Annotated in this window: 13 protein-coding genes; 10 read left to right on the top strand and 3 right to left on the bottom strand. The window is 50.4% G+C overall.

Annotated elements, in window-relative coordinates; all coding sequences use genetic code 11:
- Positions 1–3: 3 nt before the first annotated feature.
- A complete protein-coding gene (hemA, locus tag ACJHXA_RS01210; protein WP_000173200.1) occupies positions 4–1,260 on the bottom strand; it encodes a glutamyl-tRNA reductase in 1,257 nt (418 codons plus the stop codon).
- Between the two features lie 213 nt (positions 1,261–1,473).
- Here hemA and lolB point away from each other — a divergent pair, with 213 nt between their 5' ends.
- The 4 genes from lolB (at position 1,474) to dauA (ending at position 5,850) form a co-directional block, all read left to right on the top strand.
- A complete protein-coding gene (gene lolB / locus ACJHXA_RS01205) occupies positions 1,474–2,097 on the top strand; it encodes a lipoprotein insertase outer membrane protein LolB (protein WP_001130692.1) in 624 nt (207 codons plus the stop codon).
- A complete protein-coding gene (ispE, locus tag ACJHXA_RS01200) occupies positions 2,097–2,948 on the top strand; it encodes a 4-(cytidine 5'-diphospho)-2-C-methyl-D-erythritol kinase (protein WP_001260333.1) in 852 nt (283 codons plus the stop codon). Before lolB ends, ispE begins: the two co-directional genes overlap by 1 nt.
- 150 nt (positions 2,949–3,098) lie before the next feature.
- The gene (gene prs, locus ACJHXA_RS01195) at positions 3,099–4,046 is read left to right on the top strand and encodes a ribose-phosphate diphosphokinase (protein WP_001298109.1); all 948 of its coding nucleotides are present in this window, start codon (positions 3,099–3,101) and stop codon (positions 4,044–4,046) included.
- Between the two features lie 124 nt (positions 4,047–4,170).
- Entirely contained in the window at positions 4,171–5,850 is a 1,680-nt protein-coding gene (gene dauA, locus ACJHXA_RS01190) for a C4-dicarboxylic acid transporter DauA (protein WP_001033352.1), read from the top strand.
- 54 nt (positions 5,851–5,904) lie between these two features.
- On the opposite strand, the gene ychH is transcribed toward dauA, so the two are convergent.
- Entirely contained in the window at positions 5,905–6,183 is a 279-nt protein-coding gene (gene ychH / locus ACJHXA_RS01185) for a stress-induced protein YchH (RefSeq protein WP_000823885.1), read from the bottom strand.
- Positions 6,184–6,460: 277 nt separating this feature from the next.
- Between ychH and pth the strand changes: the two genes are divergently transcribed.
- The 3 genes from pth to ACJHXA_RS01170 all read left to right on the top strand — a co-directional run bounded on the left by pth (position 6,461) and on the right by ACJHXA_RS01170 (position 11,979).
- Entirely contained in the window at positions 6,461–7,045 is a 585-nt protein-coding gene (pth, locus tag ACJHXA_RS01180) for an aminoacyl-tRNA hydrolase (RefSeq protein ID WP_000152933.1), read from the top strand.
- Positions 7,046–7,161: 116 nt separating this feature from the next.
- Positions 7,162–8,253, top strand: a complete 1,092-nt coding sequence (gene ychF, locus ACJHXA_RS01175) for a redox-regulated ATPase YchF (RefSeq protein WP_000505866.1) — start codon at positions 7,162–7,164, stop codon at positions 8,251–8,253.
- Between the two features lie 840 nt (positions 8,254–9,093).
- Complete coding sequence (locus tag ACJHXA_RS01170; RefSeq protein WP_001315428.1) at positions 9,094–11,979, top strand: autotransporter outer membrane beta-barrel domain-containing protein; 2,886 nt, start codon at positions 9,094–9,096, stop codon at positions 11,977–11,979.
- Between the two features lie 99 nt (positions 11,980–12,078).
- Here ACJHXA_RS01170 and dhaR read toward each other — a convergent pair whose 3' ends face one another.
- The gene (dhaR, locus tag ACJHXA_RS01165; RefSeq protein ID WP_001295618.1) at positions 12,079–13,998 is read right to left on the bottom strand and encodes a dihydroxyacetone kinase operon transcriptional regulator DhaR; all 1,920 of its coding nucleotides are present in this window, start codon (positions 13,996–13,998) and stop codon (positions 12,079–12,081) included.
- Positions 13,999–14,225: 227 nt separating this feature from the next.
- Here dhaR and dhaK point away from each other — a divergent pair, with 227 nt between their 5' ends.
- Genes dhaK through dhaM form a run of 3 tightly spaced genes read left to right on the top strand, consistent with a single transcriptional unit; the run spans position 14,226 to position 17,368 of the window.
- Positions 14,226–15,296 carry a dihydroxyacetone kinase subunit DhaK gene (gene dhaK / locus ACJHXA_RS01160; RefSeq protein WP_000733725.1) on the top strand — a complete coding sequence of 357 codons (1,071 nt, stop codon included), beginning with the start codon at positions 14,226–14,228 and terminating at the stop codon, positions 15,294–15,296.
- Between the two features lie 10 nt (positions 15,297–15,306).
- The gene (dhaL, locus tag ACJHXA_RS01155; RefSeq protein ID WP_000059412.1) at positions 15,307–15,939 is read left to right on the top strand and encodes a dihydroxyacetone kinase subunit DhaL; all 633 of its coding nucleotides are present in this window, start codon (positions 15,307–15,309) and stop codon (positions 15,937–15,939) included.
- Positions 15,940–15,949: 10 nt separating this feature from the next.
- Entirely contained in the window at positions 15,950–17,368 is a 1,419-nt protein-coding gene (gene dhaM / locus ACJHXA_RS01150) for a dihydroxyacetone kinase phosphoryl donor subunit DhaM (RefSeq protein ID WP_001297541.1), read from the top strand.
- Positions 17,369–17,502 lie beyond the last annotated feature (134 nt).

Genomic DNA, 17,502 nt, shown 5'->3' with positions numbered 1-17,502 from the left:
CTGCTACTCCAGCCCGAGGCTGTCGCGCAGAATATTCAGGCGTTCGTTATCCCCGTCACGGGCGGCCTGTTGAAGTGATTTCGTTGGCGCATGGATCAAGCGGTTAGTCAGTTTCCATGCCAGATCCTGCATAATGGCTTGCGCGTCGCCGCCCTGCTCAAGGGCCGCTAACGCTTTGGCGGTTAACTCATCGCGAACGTGCTCTGCCTGGCTGCGATACTCGCGAATGGTTTCGCTGGCGCTTTGTGCTCGCAGCCACGCCATAAATTCGCTGGTTTCCTGAGCGACAATAGTTTCCGCCTCAACCGCTGCGGCTTTACGCTGCGCCAGGTTGTGCGAAATGATGCTTTGCAGATCGTCCACACTATAAAGATAAGCATTCGCCAGTTTGCCAACTTCCGGCTCAACATCGCGCGGAACGGCAATATCCACCAACAGCATTGGTTGGTTGCGACGGCTTTTTAATGCGCGCTCCACCATGCCTTTCCCGATAATCGGTAACGGGCTGGCGGTGGAACTGATGATGATATCGGCTTCGCGCAGACGTTCGTCGATCTCACTCAGGGCAATCACTTCCGCGCCAACTTCATCTGCCAGAATTTGGGCACGTTCGCGAGTGCGGTTGGCGATAATCATCTTCTGTACTTTATGTTCGCGCAGATGACGCGCTACCAGCTCGATGGTTTCGCCCGCGCCTACCAGCAACACTGTGACCGTAGAGAGCGATTCAAAGATCTGCCGCGCCAGCGTACAAGCCGCAAAAGCGACAGACACAGCACTGGCACCGATATCTGTTTCAGTGCGAACGCGTTTCGCGACAGAGAAAGATTTCTGGAACATGCGTTCCAGTTCGCTGGCCTTCATATGACCTTTTTGCGAATCGGCAAACGCTTTTTTAACCTGACCGAGGATCTGCGGCTCCCCAAGAACCAGTGAATCCAGGCCGCTGGCAACACGCATTAAATGGCTAACCGCGTCGTTATCCTGATGCCAGTAGAGGCTTTTACGCAGATCTTCTTCATTAAGATTGTGATAATCGCAAAGCCAGCGGATTAACGCCTCTTGCAGGTTATCCTGCTCTTCAACGCTAAGATAAAGTTCCGTGCGGTTGCACGTCGACAGCACCACGCCGCCCTGCACCATCGGCTGCGCAAGCAGGCTGTCAAGCGCCTGATCGAGCTTATCCGGCGAAAACGATACACGTTCTCGCAGCGATACAGGTGCCGTTTTATGGTTGATACCGAGTGCTAAAAGGGTCATGTCTGCGGGAAATAATACCAACGTTGATAGGGTTAGTCTGCTTGCATCATACAGGATGCGTAAGATCAATAAAAGAGAGCGCCCCCTTTTGGAGTAATTGCCGAAAGCCGTTAGATTCTGGCAATTAAGACAACTTGAACATAGACGATAGCGGACGGTAACGCTAGCATTAAGGGTTATAACTGCAACGTATCTCAAGGACTTGTCATCACTATGCCCCTGCCCGATTTTCGTCTTATCCGCCTGCTACCGCTGGCTGCTCTTGTGCTCACTGCCTGTTCCGTTACCACGCCCAAAGGTCCTGGCAAAAGCCCGGATTCGCCACAATGGCGTCAGCATCAGCAAGACGTGCGCAATCTTAATCAGTATCAGACTCGCGGCGCGTTCGCTTATATTTCTGACCAACAAAAAGTGTACGCCCGCTTTTTCTGGCAGCAAACCGGCCAGGATCGCTACCGTCTGCTGCTCACTAACCCATTGGGCAGCACGGAACTGGAGCTGAATGCTCAACCGGGTAACGTGCAGTTAGTCGACAATAAAGGTCAGCGTTATACCGCCGATGACGCCGAAGAGATGATTGGCAAATTGACCGGAATGCCAATTCCGCTCAACAGCTTGCGCCAGTGGATTTTAGGTTTACCGGGTGATGCAACCGACTACAAACTGGACGACCAGTACCGCCTGAGCGAAATTACCTACAGCCAGAATGGCAAAAACTGGAAGGTTGTTTATGGTGGTTATGACACCAAAACGCAACCTGCGATGCCAGCCAATATGGAACTCACCGACGGTGGTCAACGCATCAAGTTAAAAATGGATAACTGGATAGTGAAATAATGCGGACACAGTGGCCCTCTCCGGCAAAACTTAATCTGTTTTTATACATTACCGGTCAGCGTGCGGATGGTTACCACACGCTGCAAACGCTGTTTCAGTTTCTTGATTACGGCGACACCATCAGCATTGAGCTTCGTGACGATGGGGATATTCGTCTGTTAACGCCCGTTGAAGGCGTGGAACATGAAGATAACCTGATCGTTCGCGCAGCGCGATTGTTGATGAAAACTGCGGCAGACAGCGGGCGTCTTCCGACGGGAAGCGGTGCGAATATCAGCATTGACAAGCGTTTGCCGATGGGCGGCGGTCTCGGCGGTGGTTCATCCAATGCCGCGACGGTCCTGGTGGCATTAAATCATCTCTGGCAATGCGGGCTAAGCATGGATGAGCTGGCGGAAATGGGGCTGACGCTGGGCGCAGATGTTCCTGTCTTTGTTCGGGGGCATGCCGCGTTTGCCGAAGGCGTTGGTGAAATACTAACGCCGGTGGATCCGCCAGAGAAGTGGTATCTGGTGGCGCACCCTGGTGTAAGTATTCCGACTCCGGTGATTTTTAAAGATCCTGAACTCCCGCGCAATACGCCAAAAAGGTCAATAGAAACGTTGCTAAAATGTGAATTCAGCAATGATTGCGAGGTTATCGCAAGAAAACGTTTTCGCGAGGTTGATGCGGTGCTTTCCTGGCTGTTAGAATACGCCCCGTCGCGCCTGACTGGGACAGGGGCCTGTGTCTTTGCTGAATTTGATACAGAGTCTGAAGCCCGCCAGGTGCTAGAGCAAGCCCCGGAATGGCTCAATGGCTTTGTGGCGAAAGGCGTTAATCTTTCCCCATTGCACAGAGCCATGCTTTAAGCCGGGCAAGCTGAGTTTCGGTGACAACGTCACCTTGTTCCAGACGTTGCATCGCGCTCTTTAATACACCGCCTGGAAAGGATCATGCCTGGCCCGCACAGTTTTCGGCAGATTCTTTCCACCAATGGACGCATGCCTGAGGTTCTTCTCGTGCCTGATATGAAGCTTTTTGCTGGTAACGCCACCCCGGAACTAGCACAACGTATTGCCAACCGCCTGTACACTTCACTCGGCGACGCCGCTGTAGGTCGCTTTAGCGATGGCGAAGTCAGCGTACAAATTAATGAAAATGTACGCGGTGGTGATATTTTCATCATCCAGTCCACTTGTGCCCCTACTAACGACAACCTGATGGAATTAGTCGTTATGGTTGATGCCCTGCGTCGTGCTTCCGCAGGTCGTATCACCGCTGTTATCCCCTACTTTGGCTATGCGCGCCAGGACCGTCGCGTCCGTTCCGCTCGTGTACCAATCACTGCGAAAGTGGTTGCAGACTTCCTCTCCAGCGTCGGTGTTGACCGTGTGCTGACAGTGGATCTGCACGCTGAACAGATTCAGGGTTTCTTCGACGTTCCGGTTGATAACGTATTTGGTAGCCCGATCCTGCTGGAAGACATGCTGCAGCTGAATCTGGATAACCCAATTGTGGTTTCTCCGGACATCGGCGGCGTTGTGCGTGCCCGCGCTATCGCTAAGCTGCTGAACGATACCGATATGGCAATCATCGACAAACGTCGTCCGCGTGCGAACGTTTCCCAGGTGATGCATATCATCGGTGACGTTGCAGGTCGTGACTGCGTACTGGTCGATGATATGATCGACACTGGCGGTACGCTGTGTAAAGCTGCTGAAGCTCTGAAAGAACGTGGTGCTAAACGTGTATTTGCGTACGCGACTCACCCGATCTTCTCTGGCAACGCGGCGAACAACCTGCGTAACTCTGTAATTGATGAAGTCGTTGTCTGCGATACCATTCCGCTGAGCGATGAAATCAAATCACTGCCGAACGTGCGTACTCTGACCCTGTCAGGTATGCTGGCCGAAGCGATTCGTCGTATCAGCAACGAAGAATCGATCTCTGCCATGTTCGAACACTAATCGAACCCGGCTCAAAGACCCGCTGCGGCGGGTTTTTTTGTCTGTAATATCCATTTGTATGACCTATGCCTCCTTCACCTGCCATTTAGTTGACAGATGATGCGCTCACGGATGAAACATTATTGTGAACAAAATATTTTCCTCACATGTGATGCCTTTCCGCGCTCTGATCGACGCTTGCTGGAAAGAAAAATATACTGCCGCACGGTTTACCCGTGACCTGATTGCCGGGATAACCGTCGGGATTATTGCTATCCCGCTGGCGATGGCGTTGGCTATTGGTAGTGGTGTGGCACCCCAGTACGGTTTATATACCGCAGCTGTTGCGGGGATTGTCATTGCTCTGACGGGTGGGTCACGCTTTAGCGTTTCCGGTCCGACTGCGGCATTTGTGGTAATTCTCTATCCCGTGTCGCAACAGTTTGGACTGGCAGGACTGCTGGTTGCGACCTTGCTGTCGGGGATTTTTTTGATTCTGATGGGTCTGGCACGCTTTGGTCGCCTGATTGAGTATATTCCGGTTTCCGTCACCTTAGGTTTCACCTCGGGTATCGGGATCACCATCGGTACCATGCAGATTAAAGATTTTCTCGGTCTGCAAATGGCCCATGTCCCGGAACATTATCTACAAAAAGTCGGCGCATTATTTATGGCGCTGCCGACCATTAATGTGGGTGATGCTGCCATTGGCATTGTGACGCTAGGTATTCTTGTTTTCTGGCCGCGTCTGGGCATTCGTTTACCCGGTCACCTTCCGGCCTTGCTGGCTGGTTGCGCGGTGATGGGGATTGTTAACCTGCTCGGCGGACATGTTGCTACCATCGGTTCGCAATTCCACTACGTCCTGGCCGATGGTTCTCAGGGTAACGGTATTCCGCAACTGCTGCCGCAACTGGTGCTGCCGTGGGATCTGCCTAATTCAGAATTCACGCTAACCTGGGATTCTATTCGCACACTGCTGCCTGCGGCATTCTCAATGGCAATGCTCGGCGCAATCGAATCTCTGCTCTGCGCCGTGGTGCTGGATGGTATGACCGGGACGAAACACAAGGCGAATAGCGAACTGGTTGGACAGGGACTGGGGAATATCATCGCTCCGTTCTTTGGTGGCATTACCGCTACAGCTGCCATCGCGCGTTCTGCCGCTAACGTCCGTGCCGGGGCAACTTCCCCTATCTCGGCGGTGATCCACTCTATTCTGGTTATTCTTGCCCTGCTGGTACTGGCACCGCTGCTCTCCTGGCTGCCGCTTTCCGCCATGGCTGCCCTGCTGTTGATGGTGGCGTGGAACATGAGTGAAGCGCACAAAGTGGTCGACTTGCTGCGTCATGCGCCGAAAGATGACATCATTGTCATGCTGCTGTGCATGTCGCTGACCGTGCTGTTTGATATGGTTATTGCCATCAGCGTGGGGATCGTGCTGGCATCGCTGCTGTTTATGCGTCGTATCGCACGTATGACTCGCCTGGCACCGGTAGTCGTAGATGTTCCAGACGATGTCCTGGTTCTGCGCGTTATTGGCCCGCTGTTTTTTGCTGCTGCTGAAGGCTTGTTCACGGACCTGGAGTCACGTCTTGAAGGCAAACGGATTGTGATTCTGAAGTGGGATGCGGTTCCGGTACTTGATGCTGGTGGTCTTGATGCGTTCCAGCGTTTTGTGAAGCGTCTGCCCGAGGGATGTGAACTGCGCGTGTGCAACGTGGAATTCCAGCCACTGCGCACTATGGCTCGCGCTGGCATTCAACCGATCCCGGGACGCCTGGCGTTCTTCCCGAATCGTCGCGCGGCGATGGCGGATTTATAAGTACGAGATTGACCAGTCAGCGCAAACTGACTGGTCAGCAAACTGCATTATTTGTTAGCTATGACGGCGATTATCGCTACGGCGGCAACGTTTGTCATAGTGGCGAACCCACCAGTAACGGTCGCACACCTGTTCATGCCCGCCAACACGGGCACCCGCCAGCCAGAGAATGGCACCGACGAAAATACTTAGCACTGCACCATGTGCGAAATACTGGGGCATATTAAACTGTGGTAACTGGTTGAGGATTGAATACCCCACGCCGACCACCATTACCACCAGACCCAACCCCATGAGCACGTTACCGAGTAACGAAGCGTTTTTGCGTTTCATATGTCACCTCCGGAACTTTCTGGGTTGTAACAGGGAATACCCCTCTTCCTTATGTGTAAAGTATAGACAACACCCTGTGGGTTATGTGCGGGCGTGATCACAATTACAACCCTTATTTCAACAAAACTTTACAAATAAACGCCTGAACACCTTGACTTTCTAATAGTCCACTCATGCAATTATTACGTTATCTGCATTTGATACGCAGTTTTTTGTCAAGCGGGGCCGCAACCAGTAAACTACGCGCCAGTTATGTACACACTCAGGACAAAAAAACGTGACGATTAAATTGATTGTCGGCCTGGCGAACCCCGGTGCTGAATACGCCGCAACGCGACATAATGCTGGTGCCTGGTTCGTTGACTTACTGGCAGAGCGTTTGCGCGCTCCGCTGCGCGAAGAGGCTAAATTCTTTGGTTATACTTCGCGAGTCACTCTTGGAGGCGAAGATGTCCGCCTGTTAGTCCCGACTACATTTATGAATCTCAGCGGCAAAGCCGTTGCGGCGATGGCCAGTTTTTTCCGCATTAATCCGGACGAAATTCTGGTGGCCCACGACGAACTGGATCTGCCTCCTGGCGTCGCCAAATTTAAATTGGGCGGTGGCCATGGTGGTCACAATGGACTGAAAGACATCATCAGTAAATTGGGTAATAACCCTAACTTTCACCGTTTACGCATCGGAATCGGTCATCCGGGCGATAAAAATAAAGTTGTCGGTTTTGTGTTAGGCAAACCGCCTGTTAGTGAACAGAAGTTAATTGATGAAGCCATCGACGAAGCGGCGCGTTGTACTGAAATGTGGTTTACAGATGGCTTGACCAAAGCAACGAACCGATTGCACGCCTTTAAAGCGCAATAAGTCGTTGTCTGCGGCATTTTTGCCGAGTGCCGTGTATAATAGGCAAAGTTATTTCCATTTCTGCAATCTGTTAGCAATAACAGGTTGATTATTAAGATATTAAGGTGATTTAAATCATGGGATTCAAATGCGGTATCGTCGGTTTGCCCAACGTCGGGAAATCTACCCTGTTCAACGCGCTGACCAAAGCCGGTATTGAAGCGGCCAACTTTCCATTCTGCACCATTGAGCCGAACACAGGCGTCGTACCAATGCCTGACCCTCGCCTGGATCAACTGGCTGAAATCGTAAAACCGCAACGTACGCTTCCCACGACCATGGAATTTGTCGATATCGCCGGTCTGGTAAAAGGCGCATCGAAAGGCGAAGGTCTGGGTAACCAGTTCCTGACCAACATCCGTGAAACCGAAGCGATCGGTCACGTTGTTCGCTGCTTTGAAAATGACAACATCATTCACGTTTCCGGCAAAGTTAACCCGGCTGACGATATTGAAGTTATCAACACCGAACTGGCGCTGGCAGACCTCGACACCTGCGAACGTGCGATTCATCGCGTACAGAAGAAAGCCAAAGGTGGCGATAAAGACGCGAAAGCTGAGCTGGCGGTCCTGGAAAAATGCCTGCCCCAGTTGGAAAATGCAGGTATGCTGCGCGCGCTGGATTTAAGCGCTGAAGAGAAAGCGGCTATTCGTTACCTGAGCTTCCTGACGCTGAAACCAACAATGTACATCGCCAACGTCAACGAAGACGGTTTTGAAAACAACCCATATCTTGACCAGGTGCGTGAAATCGCGGCGAAAGAAGGTTCTGTTGTGGTTCCGGTTTGTGCTGCTGTTGAAGCAGACATTGCCGAACTGGACGACGAAGAACGTGACGAGTTTATGCAGGAGCTTGGGCTGGAAGAGCCGGGCCTGAACCGTGTGATCCGTGCCGGTTATAAGCTGCTGAACCTGCAAACTTACTTCACCGCTGGGGTGAAAGAAGTGCGTGCATGGACCATTCCGGTTGGAGCAACCGCGCCGCAGGCAGCGGGCAAAATCCATACTGATTTTGAAAAAGGCTTTATCCGTGCACAAACCATCTCGTTTGAAGATTTCATCACTTACAAAGGTGAACAAGGCGCGAAAGAAGCAGGCAAAATGCGTGCAGAAGGTAAAGATTACATCGTTAAAGATGGCGATGTGATGAACTTCCTTTTCAACGTCTAATTAATTTGTTGTCTCATGAGGTTTCGCTAAATCTCATGAAGAGCGCAAAAGTATATATAATCCACGCAATTGCGTGGATTTTTCATTTCACCGAGTCCTAATCATTCTTGTAACATCCTACACTTTTGTGCTTATTGCCTACAGTGAACCACGAGAATAATTAAAGACATCAGTGTCAGATGACGGATATCTCATTAGTAGTGATATAACGTAAGTTTTGGTCCACTACACATCACCCCCTTCACAGCTGATCAATATTGATCACGCTCCAATATGCTGGCGAGAAAAGGACTTACCTGAAGGGTAATATCCCGCAGATAAAGTCCCCGAATAACGTGATTACGTGCGATCCTGGCAAGATGAAAATGATAACCAGTAGCACAATAACAACGATAGGCCAGAAAACCCATTGACCAAAAATGAATATCGATGTTTTTTGCTTTTTCTTATTAGTAATGCAAAAATGGCGCATATTGTTTTTGTTATGCAGATACATCAAGCGAAATTCCCATAACTAATTAGGATTATTACAAAAAATCTTCACCAAATTTTTTAACCGCTGTTTGTTGTAATATTTTTGCCATATTTATAGTAACGAATTGGAATAAGCAACGACAACTTAGGGAATAACTCGATATAAACCCACCTTTGTAAGGGGGATGTTAAATATATATTAATTCCTGTGTTCCTGATTTTGCCCGGTAATAGAGAATTATTCTCTGAGAAGCTCATCATGATTGCACCATACAAATATCATGATGATAAGAGGATATTATTCATTGATTTAAACAAAATGACAAAATCCATAGACCCATAGTCTGGGTACTATATAGGAGTGGTATGGGCATCAAACAACACAATGGGAATACCAAAGCAGATCGTCTCGCTGAATTAAAAATCCGTTCGCCCTCAATTCAACTGATAAAATTTGGCGCTATTGGTTTGAATGCAATTATCTTTTCCCCCCTGCTGATAGCTGCTGATACAGGAAGTCAATATGGCACCAATATTACTATTAATGATGGTGACAGAATTACAGGAGATACCGCCGATCCATCAGGAAACCTCTATGGTGTAATGACCCCAGCAGGAAACACGCCTGGCAATATCAACCTGGGTAATGATGTCACCGTCAATGTCAACGACGCCTCTGGATATGCAAAAGGAATCATTATTCAGGGCAAAAACAGCTCCCTGACAGCTAACCGACTCACAGTAGATGTTGTTGGTCAAACCTCTGCCATCGGCATTAACTTAATTGGTGACTATACCCATGCTGACTTAGGCACAGGCAGCACCATTAAGAGTAACGATGACGGCATCATTATTGGGCATAGCTCAACACTAACAGCCACTCAATTCACCATTGAAAACTCGAACGGTATAGGCCTAACCATCAATGACTATGGCACCAGTGTCGATCTTGGAAGCGGAAGTAAAATCACGACCGATGGAAGTACAGGTGTTTATATCGGTGGTCTCAACGGCAATAACGCCAATGGTGCTGCGCGTTTTACGGCGACAGACCTGACAATCGATGTTCAGGGCTACAGCGCCATGGGGATAAACGTACAGAAAAACTCTGTTGTCGATCTCGGAACAAACAGTACCATTAAAACCAATGGCGATAATGCACACGGCCTCTGGAGCTTTGGCCAGGTTAGCGCGAATGCACTCACTGTTGATGTAACTGGAGCCGCGGCCAATGGCGTCGAAGTTCGTGGTGGTACAACCACTATCGGTGCAGATAGCCATATTTCTTCCGCGCAGGGCGGTGGCCTCGTCACCAGTGGTTCAGACGCGACAATCAATTTTTCTGGCACGGCAGCGCAACGAAACAGCATCTTTTCCGGCGGTTCTTATGGTGCCTCGGCCCAGACGGCAACGGCTGTTGTCAACATGCAAAATACCGATATTACAGTTGATCGTAATGGCAGTCTGGCGCTGGGTTTGTGGGCGCTCAGCGGCGGTAGAATAACCGGAGACAGTTTGGCTATCACCGGCGCGGCAGGAGCCAGGGGAATTTATGCCATGACCAACAGCCAGATCGACCTCACGAGCGATCTGGTTATTGATATGAGTACACCCGACCAGATGGCCATTGCAACGCAACATGACGATGGTTATGCCGCCAGCCGCATCAACGCCTCGGGTCGTATGCTTATCAACGGTAGCGTTCTTTCCAAAGGTGGGCTAATCAATCTAGATATGCACCCAGGGTCGGTTTGGACAGGTTCCTCCCTCAGCGATAATGTCAATGGCGGGAAACTGGACGTTGCAATGAATAACAGCGTCTGGAACGTAACAAGTAATTCTAATCTCGACACGCTGGCGCTGAGCCATTCAACTGTCGATTTTGCCAGCCACGGGTCAACTGCCGGCACATTTGCCACATTAAACGTAGAGAACCTGAGCGGTAACAGTACCTTTATTATGCGTGCTGATGTTGTTGGCGAGGGTAATGGCGTTAATAATAAAGGGGATTTATTGAATATCAGCGGAAGTAGTGCTGGTAATCACGTATTGGCTATCCGCAACCAGGGCAGCGAGGCCACTACGGGAAATGAAGTTCTGACAGTGGTAAAAACCACTGACGGTGCGGCCTCGTTCAGCGCGTCTTCTCAGGTTGAGTTGGGGGGATATCTGTACGATGTGCGTAAAAATGGCACTAACTGGGAGCTTTACGCTTCCGGGACAGTTCCGGAACCGACTCCTAATCCTGAACCAACACCGGCTCCCGCTCAGCCTCCCATAGTCAACCCCGATCCTACGCCTGAACCCGATCCTACGCCTAACCCCACTCCCACACCTAAACCCACCACGACCGCAGATGCTGGCGGCAATTATCTCAATGTCGGTTACTTATTAAACTATGTTGAAAACCGTACGCTGATGCAACGAATGGGTGACCTGCGAAATCAGAGTAAAGACGGTAATATCTGGCTGCGCAGTTATGGGGGAAGCCTGGACTCCTTCGCCAGTGGCAAACTGAGCGGCTTTGACATGGGTTACAGCGGTATCCAGTTTGGTGGGGATAAACGTCTCTCTGATGTAATGCCGTTGTATGTCGGTCTGTATATTGGCTCAACACATGCATCGCCGGACTATAGCGGAGGCGACGGTACCGCACGTTCAGACTACATGGGAATGTATGCCAGTTACATGGCACACAACGGTTTTTACAGCGATCTCGTTGTAAAAGCATCGCGCCAGAAAAATAGTTTTCACGTACTGGACAGTCAGAACAACGGCGTTAACGCCAACGGCACTGCGAATGGATTGAGCATCTCCCTGGAAGCCGGGCAGAGGTTCAACCTGACCCCTACTGGTTATGGGTTCTATATAGAGCCGCAAACCCAGCTCACATACAGCCACCAGAATGAGATGGCTATGAAGGCGAGTAATGGTCTCAATATACATCTGAATCACTACGAATCGCTGCTGGGGCGTGCCAGCATGATACTGGGATATGACATCACCGCAGGCAACAGCCAGCTGAATATGTATGTGAAGACTGGAGCTATCCGCGAGTTTTCAGGGGATACAGACTATCTGTTGAACAACTCCCGGGAGAAGTACAGTTTCAAAGGTAATGGCTGGAATAACGGCGTGGGAGTCAGTGCACAGTATAACAAACAGCACACATTCTACCTCGAAGCGGATTACACGCAGAGTAACCTCTTTGATCAGAAGCAAGTCAACGGAGGATATCGCTTCAGCTTTTAAGTGCGGGATAGACCAGCCCTTAAACGATGCTGAAAAATGTTAGCGTGCGCCGGAATGAAATATAGATCACTCTGATGTATCAGAAATCGTCTCTGTCTTTCATACCCGGCGCTTAAACTGCCCTGCATCAATGCCATGTTGCTTCATTTTCCGCCACAGCGTAGTGCGGCCGATCCCAAGTAAAGCCGACATTTCCTGAATGCGACCGCCTGTGACCTGGGCTGCGTTAATAATTGCCTCTTTTTCAACTTCCGCAAATGACAGACTGGTGGAAAGGCGTGTGGCGCTGACATCATCTGTTGCCTGCTCGGTAAACAGATGTTCCGGCAAATCACTGACGCGAATGCGCCCATTATCACTACTCAGAGCAAGATTCTCGATGACGCTGTAAAGTTCAAAATCGTTGCCAGGCCATGCACAGGAAACCAGGCGAGCGAGGGCATCGTCATCAATTTTCAGCCGCGTAGAGAAGCGTTTTTCAAGACTGCGTAATTTGTTATTCACCAGCGCCGGAATGCTGCCACGCCGCATACGCAGAGGCGGGATGGTAATTTCAAATGCATGCAACGCGTAATACAGCTGGCGACTAAAACGATTTTGTTCCACCAGCATTGCGAGGTCCGCGGTCGTTGTGGCAATCACTTTGACATCAATTGGTATTAAGCGCCGCGCATCCAGTCGCGTGATAACACCCTGCTTGATAACCTGAAGCAAAGCAGACTGTAACTCCACCGCCAGATATTCAATCTTTTCAAGAAACAGCGTGCCGCCGTGCGCCAGTTCCAGCCGACTCAGACGGCCATTTTCATTGTCCGTGCGATCGCCACCAATAAATTCTTCCGCCAGTGCCGCATCACCATATAACTCACAATTGACGGCGATATAAGGACCTGCAGCACGCTCGCTTTCATTATGAATTGCCTGACTTAGCAGTGCCTTGCCCACGCCCTCTTCTCCACAAAGCAGGACAGGAAAGCTACTGCGCGCCGCCTGGCGACCAAAATGAATCAAGCGGCGGGTTTGCGGATCGTCCTGTGGCATATGAGCGAAGGTATGGCTGACTTTTCCTAATTGACTGGTCATCAACTGCCGCATCTGTTCCACAGGATGGAGCAACAAAATAAAACTGGTTCCCTGCGTTTCTATTATCGGTTTAAGGGTTATCACCGCATCAATAAACTGGTGCTGACTTTCAAAGGTTGCTTCTACGTGTTTGAGCGGATGTGCCTGTTTTATTGCTTGTTGCAATACGGCGGGTAACGTTAAGAGTTCAGTGATTGCCCTTCCCTGACTTGCCGTCGCGTCAAGGCGCAAGACCCGCGCCGCCTGGGCATTAATAAATTGCAAATTACCCTGCTCGTCCCAGCTAATCACGCCATCATCCATACTTTCTAACAGGGCATTAAGTTGATTTAAATGACGGTTAGTTTCAGCGAGCAAACTGTCCGTCAGCAGCAAATTACCGACCTCGCGGGCGATTGCTAACGTCAACGGCAAATCAGCTGCGGTAGTTTGCTCAACCGGACACGCCAGCGCTATTGTTCCCGTCAATCGGCCCTTGCTGTCAAACAACGGCGTTGCACAAAAGGCCCAGTTCCAGAGTGCCTGTTTGAAATGTTGATCGGCCATCGTTTTCACGGCCTGACCAGAGATAGCCGCTAACGATAGTGCACAAGTACCAATAATTCCCTCGGCGCAATACGTGCCGTCATTGAATCCCAGTGCACTTAGCTGCTGCAAGGTTTGCGGATCGCCATTACGGCTGAGAATGCAGGCGGTTTCATCGAGGATAAACAGCGCACACTCTCGCGGTGCCATATATTCCCAGGCATCTTCCAGCGCAGCCTGCCCGAGCGTCAGCATCGCTTTCTTACGCCGATAAATAGAAGCAAATGTCACGCCCTGGGCCTGATGTGGTACGTTCCATGTCTCCCGTTTCATCAGCTTATTGCATCGCTCCCAGGAGGTTGCAATTAAGGGAGATATGCCCCGACCATCGTTGTTAAAAGCGCCACTCATATCCCGCATCCCTTATGACAAAAGGTGTTCCGGCTCGCAATTTTAAGTATTAATACACGTAAAAGTTTCAATATGGAACATTCATTAAAGCATATGTTTCACTATGAAACATAATTTGGGCTAATTTTCTTTTCCCTTGCCTGATGCACAATGGATTCATCGGCAGTCAGTGGTCGCCGTGTCGTTGAACATCATCCATGCCCTACCGTAATTGCTGGAGCAAAATAATGAAAAAATTGATCAATGATGTGCAAGACGTACTGGACGAACAACTGGCAGGACTGGCGAAAGCGCATCCATCGCTGACACTGCATCAGGATCCGGTGTATGTCACCCGAGCTGATGCCCCTGTTGCAGGAAAAGTCGCCCTGCTGTCGGGTGGCGGCAGCGGACACGAGCCGATGCACTGTGGTTATATCGGTCAGGGGATGCTTTCGGGGGCCTGTCCGGGCGAAATTTTCACCTCACCGACGCCCGATAAAATCTTTGAATGCTCCATGCAAATTGATGGCGGCGAAGGTGTACTGTTGATTATCAAAAATTACACCGGCGATATTCTTAACTTTGAAACAGCGACCGAGTTACTGCACGATAGCGGCGTAAAAGTGACCACTGTGGTCATTGATGACGACGTTGCGGTAAAAGACAGTCTTTATACCGCCGGGCGACGCGGCGTTGCCAACACCGTATTAATTGAAAAACTCGTAGGCGCAGCGGCGGAGCGTGGCGACTCACTGGACGCCTGTGCGGAACTGGGGCGTAAGTTGAATAATCAAGGCCACTCAATAGGTATCGCTCTCGGTGCCTGTACCGTTCCTGCCGCGGGCAAACCTTCTTTTACCCTGGCGGATAATGAGATGGAGTTTGGCGTCGGCATTCATGGTGAGCCGGGTATTGACCGCCGCTCCTTCTCTTCCCTTGATCAAACCGTCGATGAAATGTTCGACACCCTGCTGGAAAATGGCTCATACCATCGCACTTTGCGTTTCTGGGATTATCAACAAGGCAGTTGGCAGGAAGAACAACAAACCAAACAACCGCTCCAGTCTGGCGATCGGGTGATTGCGCTGGTTAACAATCTTGGCGCAACTCCGCTTTCTGAGCTGTACGGCGTCTATAACCGCCTGACCACACGTTGCCAGCAAGCGGGATTGACTATCGAACGTAATTTAATTGGCGCGTACTGCACCTCACTGGATATGACCGGTTTCTCAATCACCTTACTGAAAGTTGATGACGAAACGCTGGCACTCTGGGACGCCCCGGTCCACACCCCGGCCCTTAACTGGGGTAAATAAGGAGAAAGCAATGTCACTGAGCAGAACTCAAATTGTTAACTGGCTCACTCGTTGTGGCGATATTTTCAGCACCGAGAGCGAGTATCTTACCGGACTGGATCGCGAAATTGGCGACGCTGACCACGGGCTAAATATGAACCGAGGCTTTAGCAAAGTGGTGGAAAAACTCCCTGCTATCGCAGATAAAGATATCGGTTTCATTCTCAAGAATACCGGTATGACGCTGCTTTCCAGCGTCGGTGGTGCCAGTGGTCCGCTGTTCGGTACCTTCTTTATCCGCGCCGCACAGGCGACCCAGGCACGGCAAAGCCTGACACTGGAAGAGCTTTATCAGATGTTCCGCGATGGCGTGGACGGCGTAATCAGTCGCGGGAAAGCCGAACCTGGCGATAAAACCATGTGTGATGTGTGGGTGCCGGTGGTGGAATCGTTACGTCAGTCCAGCGAGCAAAATCTCTCTGTTCCGGTGGCGCTCGAAGCTGCCAGTAGAATCGCCGAATCCGCTGCACAAAGTACGATTACGATGCAAGCCCGCAAAGGCCGCGCCAGTTATCTCGGTGAACGCAGTATTGGTCACCAGGATCCCGGCGCGACCTCGGTGATGTTTATGATGCAAATGTTGGCGTTAGCCGCAAAAGAGTAAGGAATTGGTGATGGTAAACCTGGTCATAGTTTCACATAGCAGCCGACTGGGAGAAGGTGTCGGTGAATTAGCCCGTCAGATGTTAATGAGTGATAGTTGTAAAATCGCCATTGCCGCGGGAATTGACGATCCACAAAATCCTATTGGTACCGATGCCGTCAAAGTGATGGAGGCCATCGAATCTGTTGCTGATGCCGACCATGTGCTGGTCATGATGGATATGGGTAGCGCATTATTGAGTGCTGAAACTGCGCTGGAATTGCTGGCTCCCAAGATCGCCGCAAAAGTACGTTTGTGTGCTGCGCCGTTGGTCGAAGGTACACTGGCAGCAACGGTCAGCGCGGCCTCGGGAGCGGATATCGACAAAGTTATCTTTGACGCTATGCATGCGCTGGAAGCCAAACGTGAACAACTGGGTTTACCGTCCTCCGACACTAAAATCTCTGACACATGTCCTGCGTACGATGAAGAAGCCCGTTCTCTGGCGGTGGTCATAAAAAACCGTAACGGCCTGCATGTACGTCCGGCCTCCCGGCTGGTTTATACCTTATCGACATTTAATGCCGATATGTTGCTGGAAAAAAACGGCAAATGCGTCACACCAGAGAGTATTAACCAGATTGCGTTACTACAAGTTCGCTATAACGATACGCTGCGCCTGATTGCGAAAGGGCCAGAAGCTGAAGAGGCACTGATCGCTTTCCGTCAGCTGGCTGAAGATAACTTTGGTGAAACGGAGGAAGTCGCTCCACCTACTCTGCGTCCCGTTCCGCCTGTTTCGGGTAAAGCCTTTTATTATCAACCAGTTTTATGTACGGTACAGGCAAAATCAACCCTGACCGTGGAAGAAGAACAAGATCGATTACGCCAGGCTATTGACTTCACGTTATTAGATCTGATGACGTTAACAGCAAAAGCAGAAGCCAGCGGGCTTGACGATATTGCCGCAATCTTTTCTGGTCACCATACACTGTTAGATGATCCGGAACTGCTGGCGGCGGCAAGCGAACTCCTTCAGCATGAACATTGCACGGCAGAATATGCCTGGCAGCAAGTTCTTAAAGAACTTAGCCAGCAATACCAGCAACTGGATGATGAATATCTACAAGCTCGCTATATTGATGTGGACGATCTTCTGCATCGCACCCTGGTCCACCTGACCCAAACGAAAGAAGAACTCCCGCAGTTTAACTCGCCAACTATTCTACTGGCGGAGAACATTTATCCTTCCACAGTACTGCAACTGGATCCGGCGGTTGTAAAAGGTATCTGCCTTAGCGCCGGAAGTCCGGTATCCCACAGCGCCCTAATCGCCCGTGAACTGGGGATTGGCTGGATTTGCCAGCAGGGTGAGAAACTGTATGCGATACAACCAGAAGAAACGCTAACGCTGGACGTTAAAACGCAACGTTTCAACCGTCAGGGTTAAGCCACCGTTCGGATGGCATCGTTCTGATGTCATCCGGCAATTTACCCAGCACTGATGTTTTTTAACTACCTGTTATATTTTTTACCAATTTATGATGATTTTTCTTCGCTAATCGCGAACCCAACGTCGCTGAC

Origin of the sequence: Escherichia sp. WS33 (assembly GCF_046486385.1) — a bacterium.
Taxonomy (GTDB): domain Bacteria; phylum Pseudomonadota; class Gammaproteobacteria; order Enterobacterales; family Enterobacteriaceae; genus ECMA0423.
The sequence above is the reverse complement of the archived record's forward strand: the minus strand, read 5'-3'. Positions and strand labels throughout refer to the sequence as shown.

Excerpts from the sequence above, each read along its gene's own strand:
- ispE (WP_001260333.1), top strand. The coding sequence starts at position 2,097 with ATGCGGACACAGTGGCCCTCTCCGGCAAAACTTAATCTGTTTTTATAC.
- ACJHXA_RS01170 (WP_001315428.1), top strand. The coding sequence starts at position 9,094 with ATGGGCATCAAACAACACAATGGGAATACCAAAGCAGATCGTCTCGCT.
- lolB (WP_001130692.1), top strand. The coding sequence starts at position 1,474 with ATGCCCCTGCCCGATTTTCGTCTTATCCGCCTGCTACCGCTGGCTGCT.
- dhaL (WP_000059412.1), top strand. The coding sequence starts at position 15,307 with ATGTCACTGAGCAGAACTCAAATTGTTAACTGGCTCACTCGTTGTGGC.
- dhaM (WP_001297541.1), top strand. The coding sequence starts at position 15,950 with ATGGTAAACCTGGTCATAGTTTCACATAGCAGCCGACTGGGAGAAGGT.
- ychH (WP_000823885.1), bottom strand. The coding sequence starts at position 6,183 with ATGAAACGCAAAAACGCTTCGTTACTCGGTAACGTGCTCATGGGGTTG.
- dhaK (WP_000733725.1), top strand. The coding sequence starts at position 14,226 with ATGAAAAAATTGATCAATGATGTGCAAGACGTACTGGACGAACAACTG.
- dhaR (WP_001295618.1), bottom strand. The coding sequence starts at position 13,998 with ATGAGTGGCGCTTTTAACAACGATGGTCGGGGCATATCTCCCTTAATT.
- hemA (WP_000173200.1), bottom strand. The coding sequence starts at position 1,260 with ATGACCCTTTTAGCACTCGGTATCAACCATAAAACGGCACCTGTATCG.
- ychF (WP_000505866.1), top strand. The coding sequence starts at position 7,162 with ATGGGATTCAAATGCGGTATCGTCGGTTTGCCCAACGTCGGGAAATCT.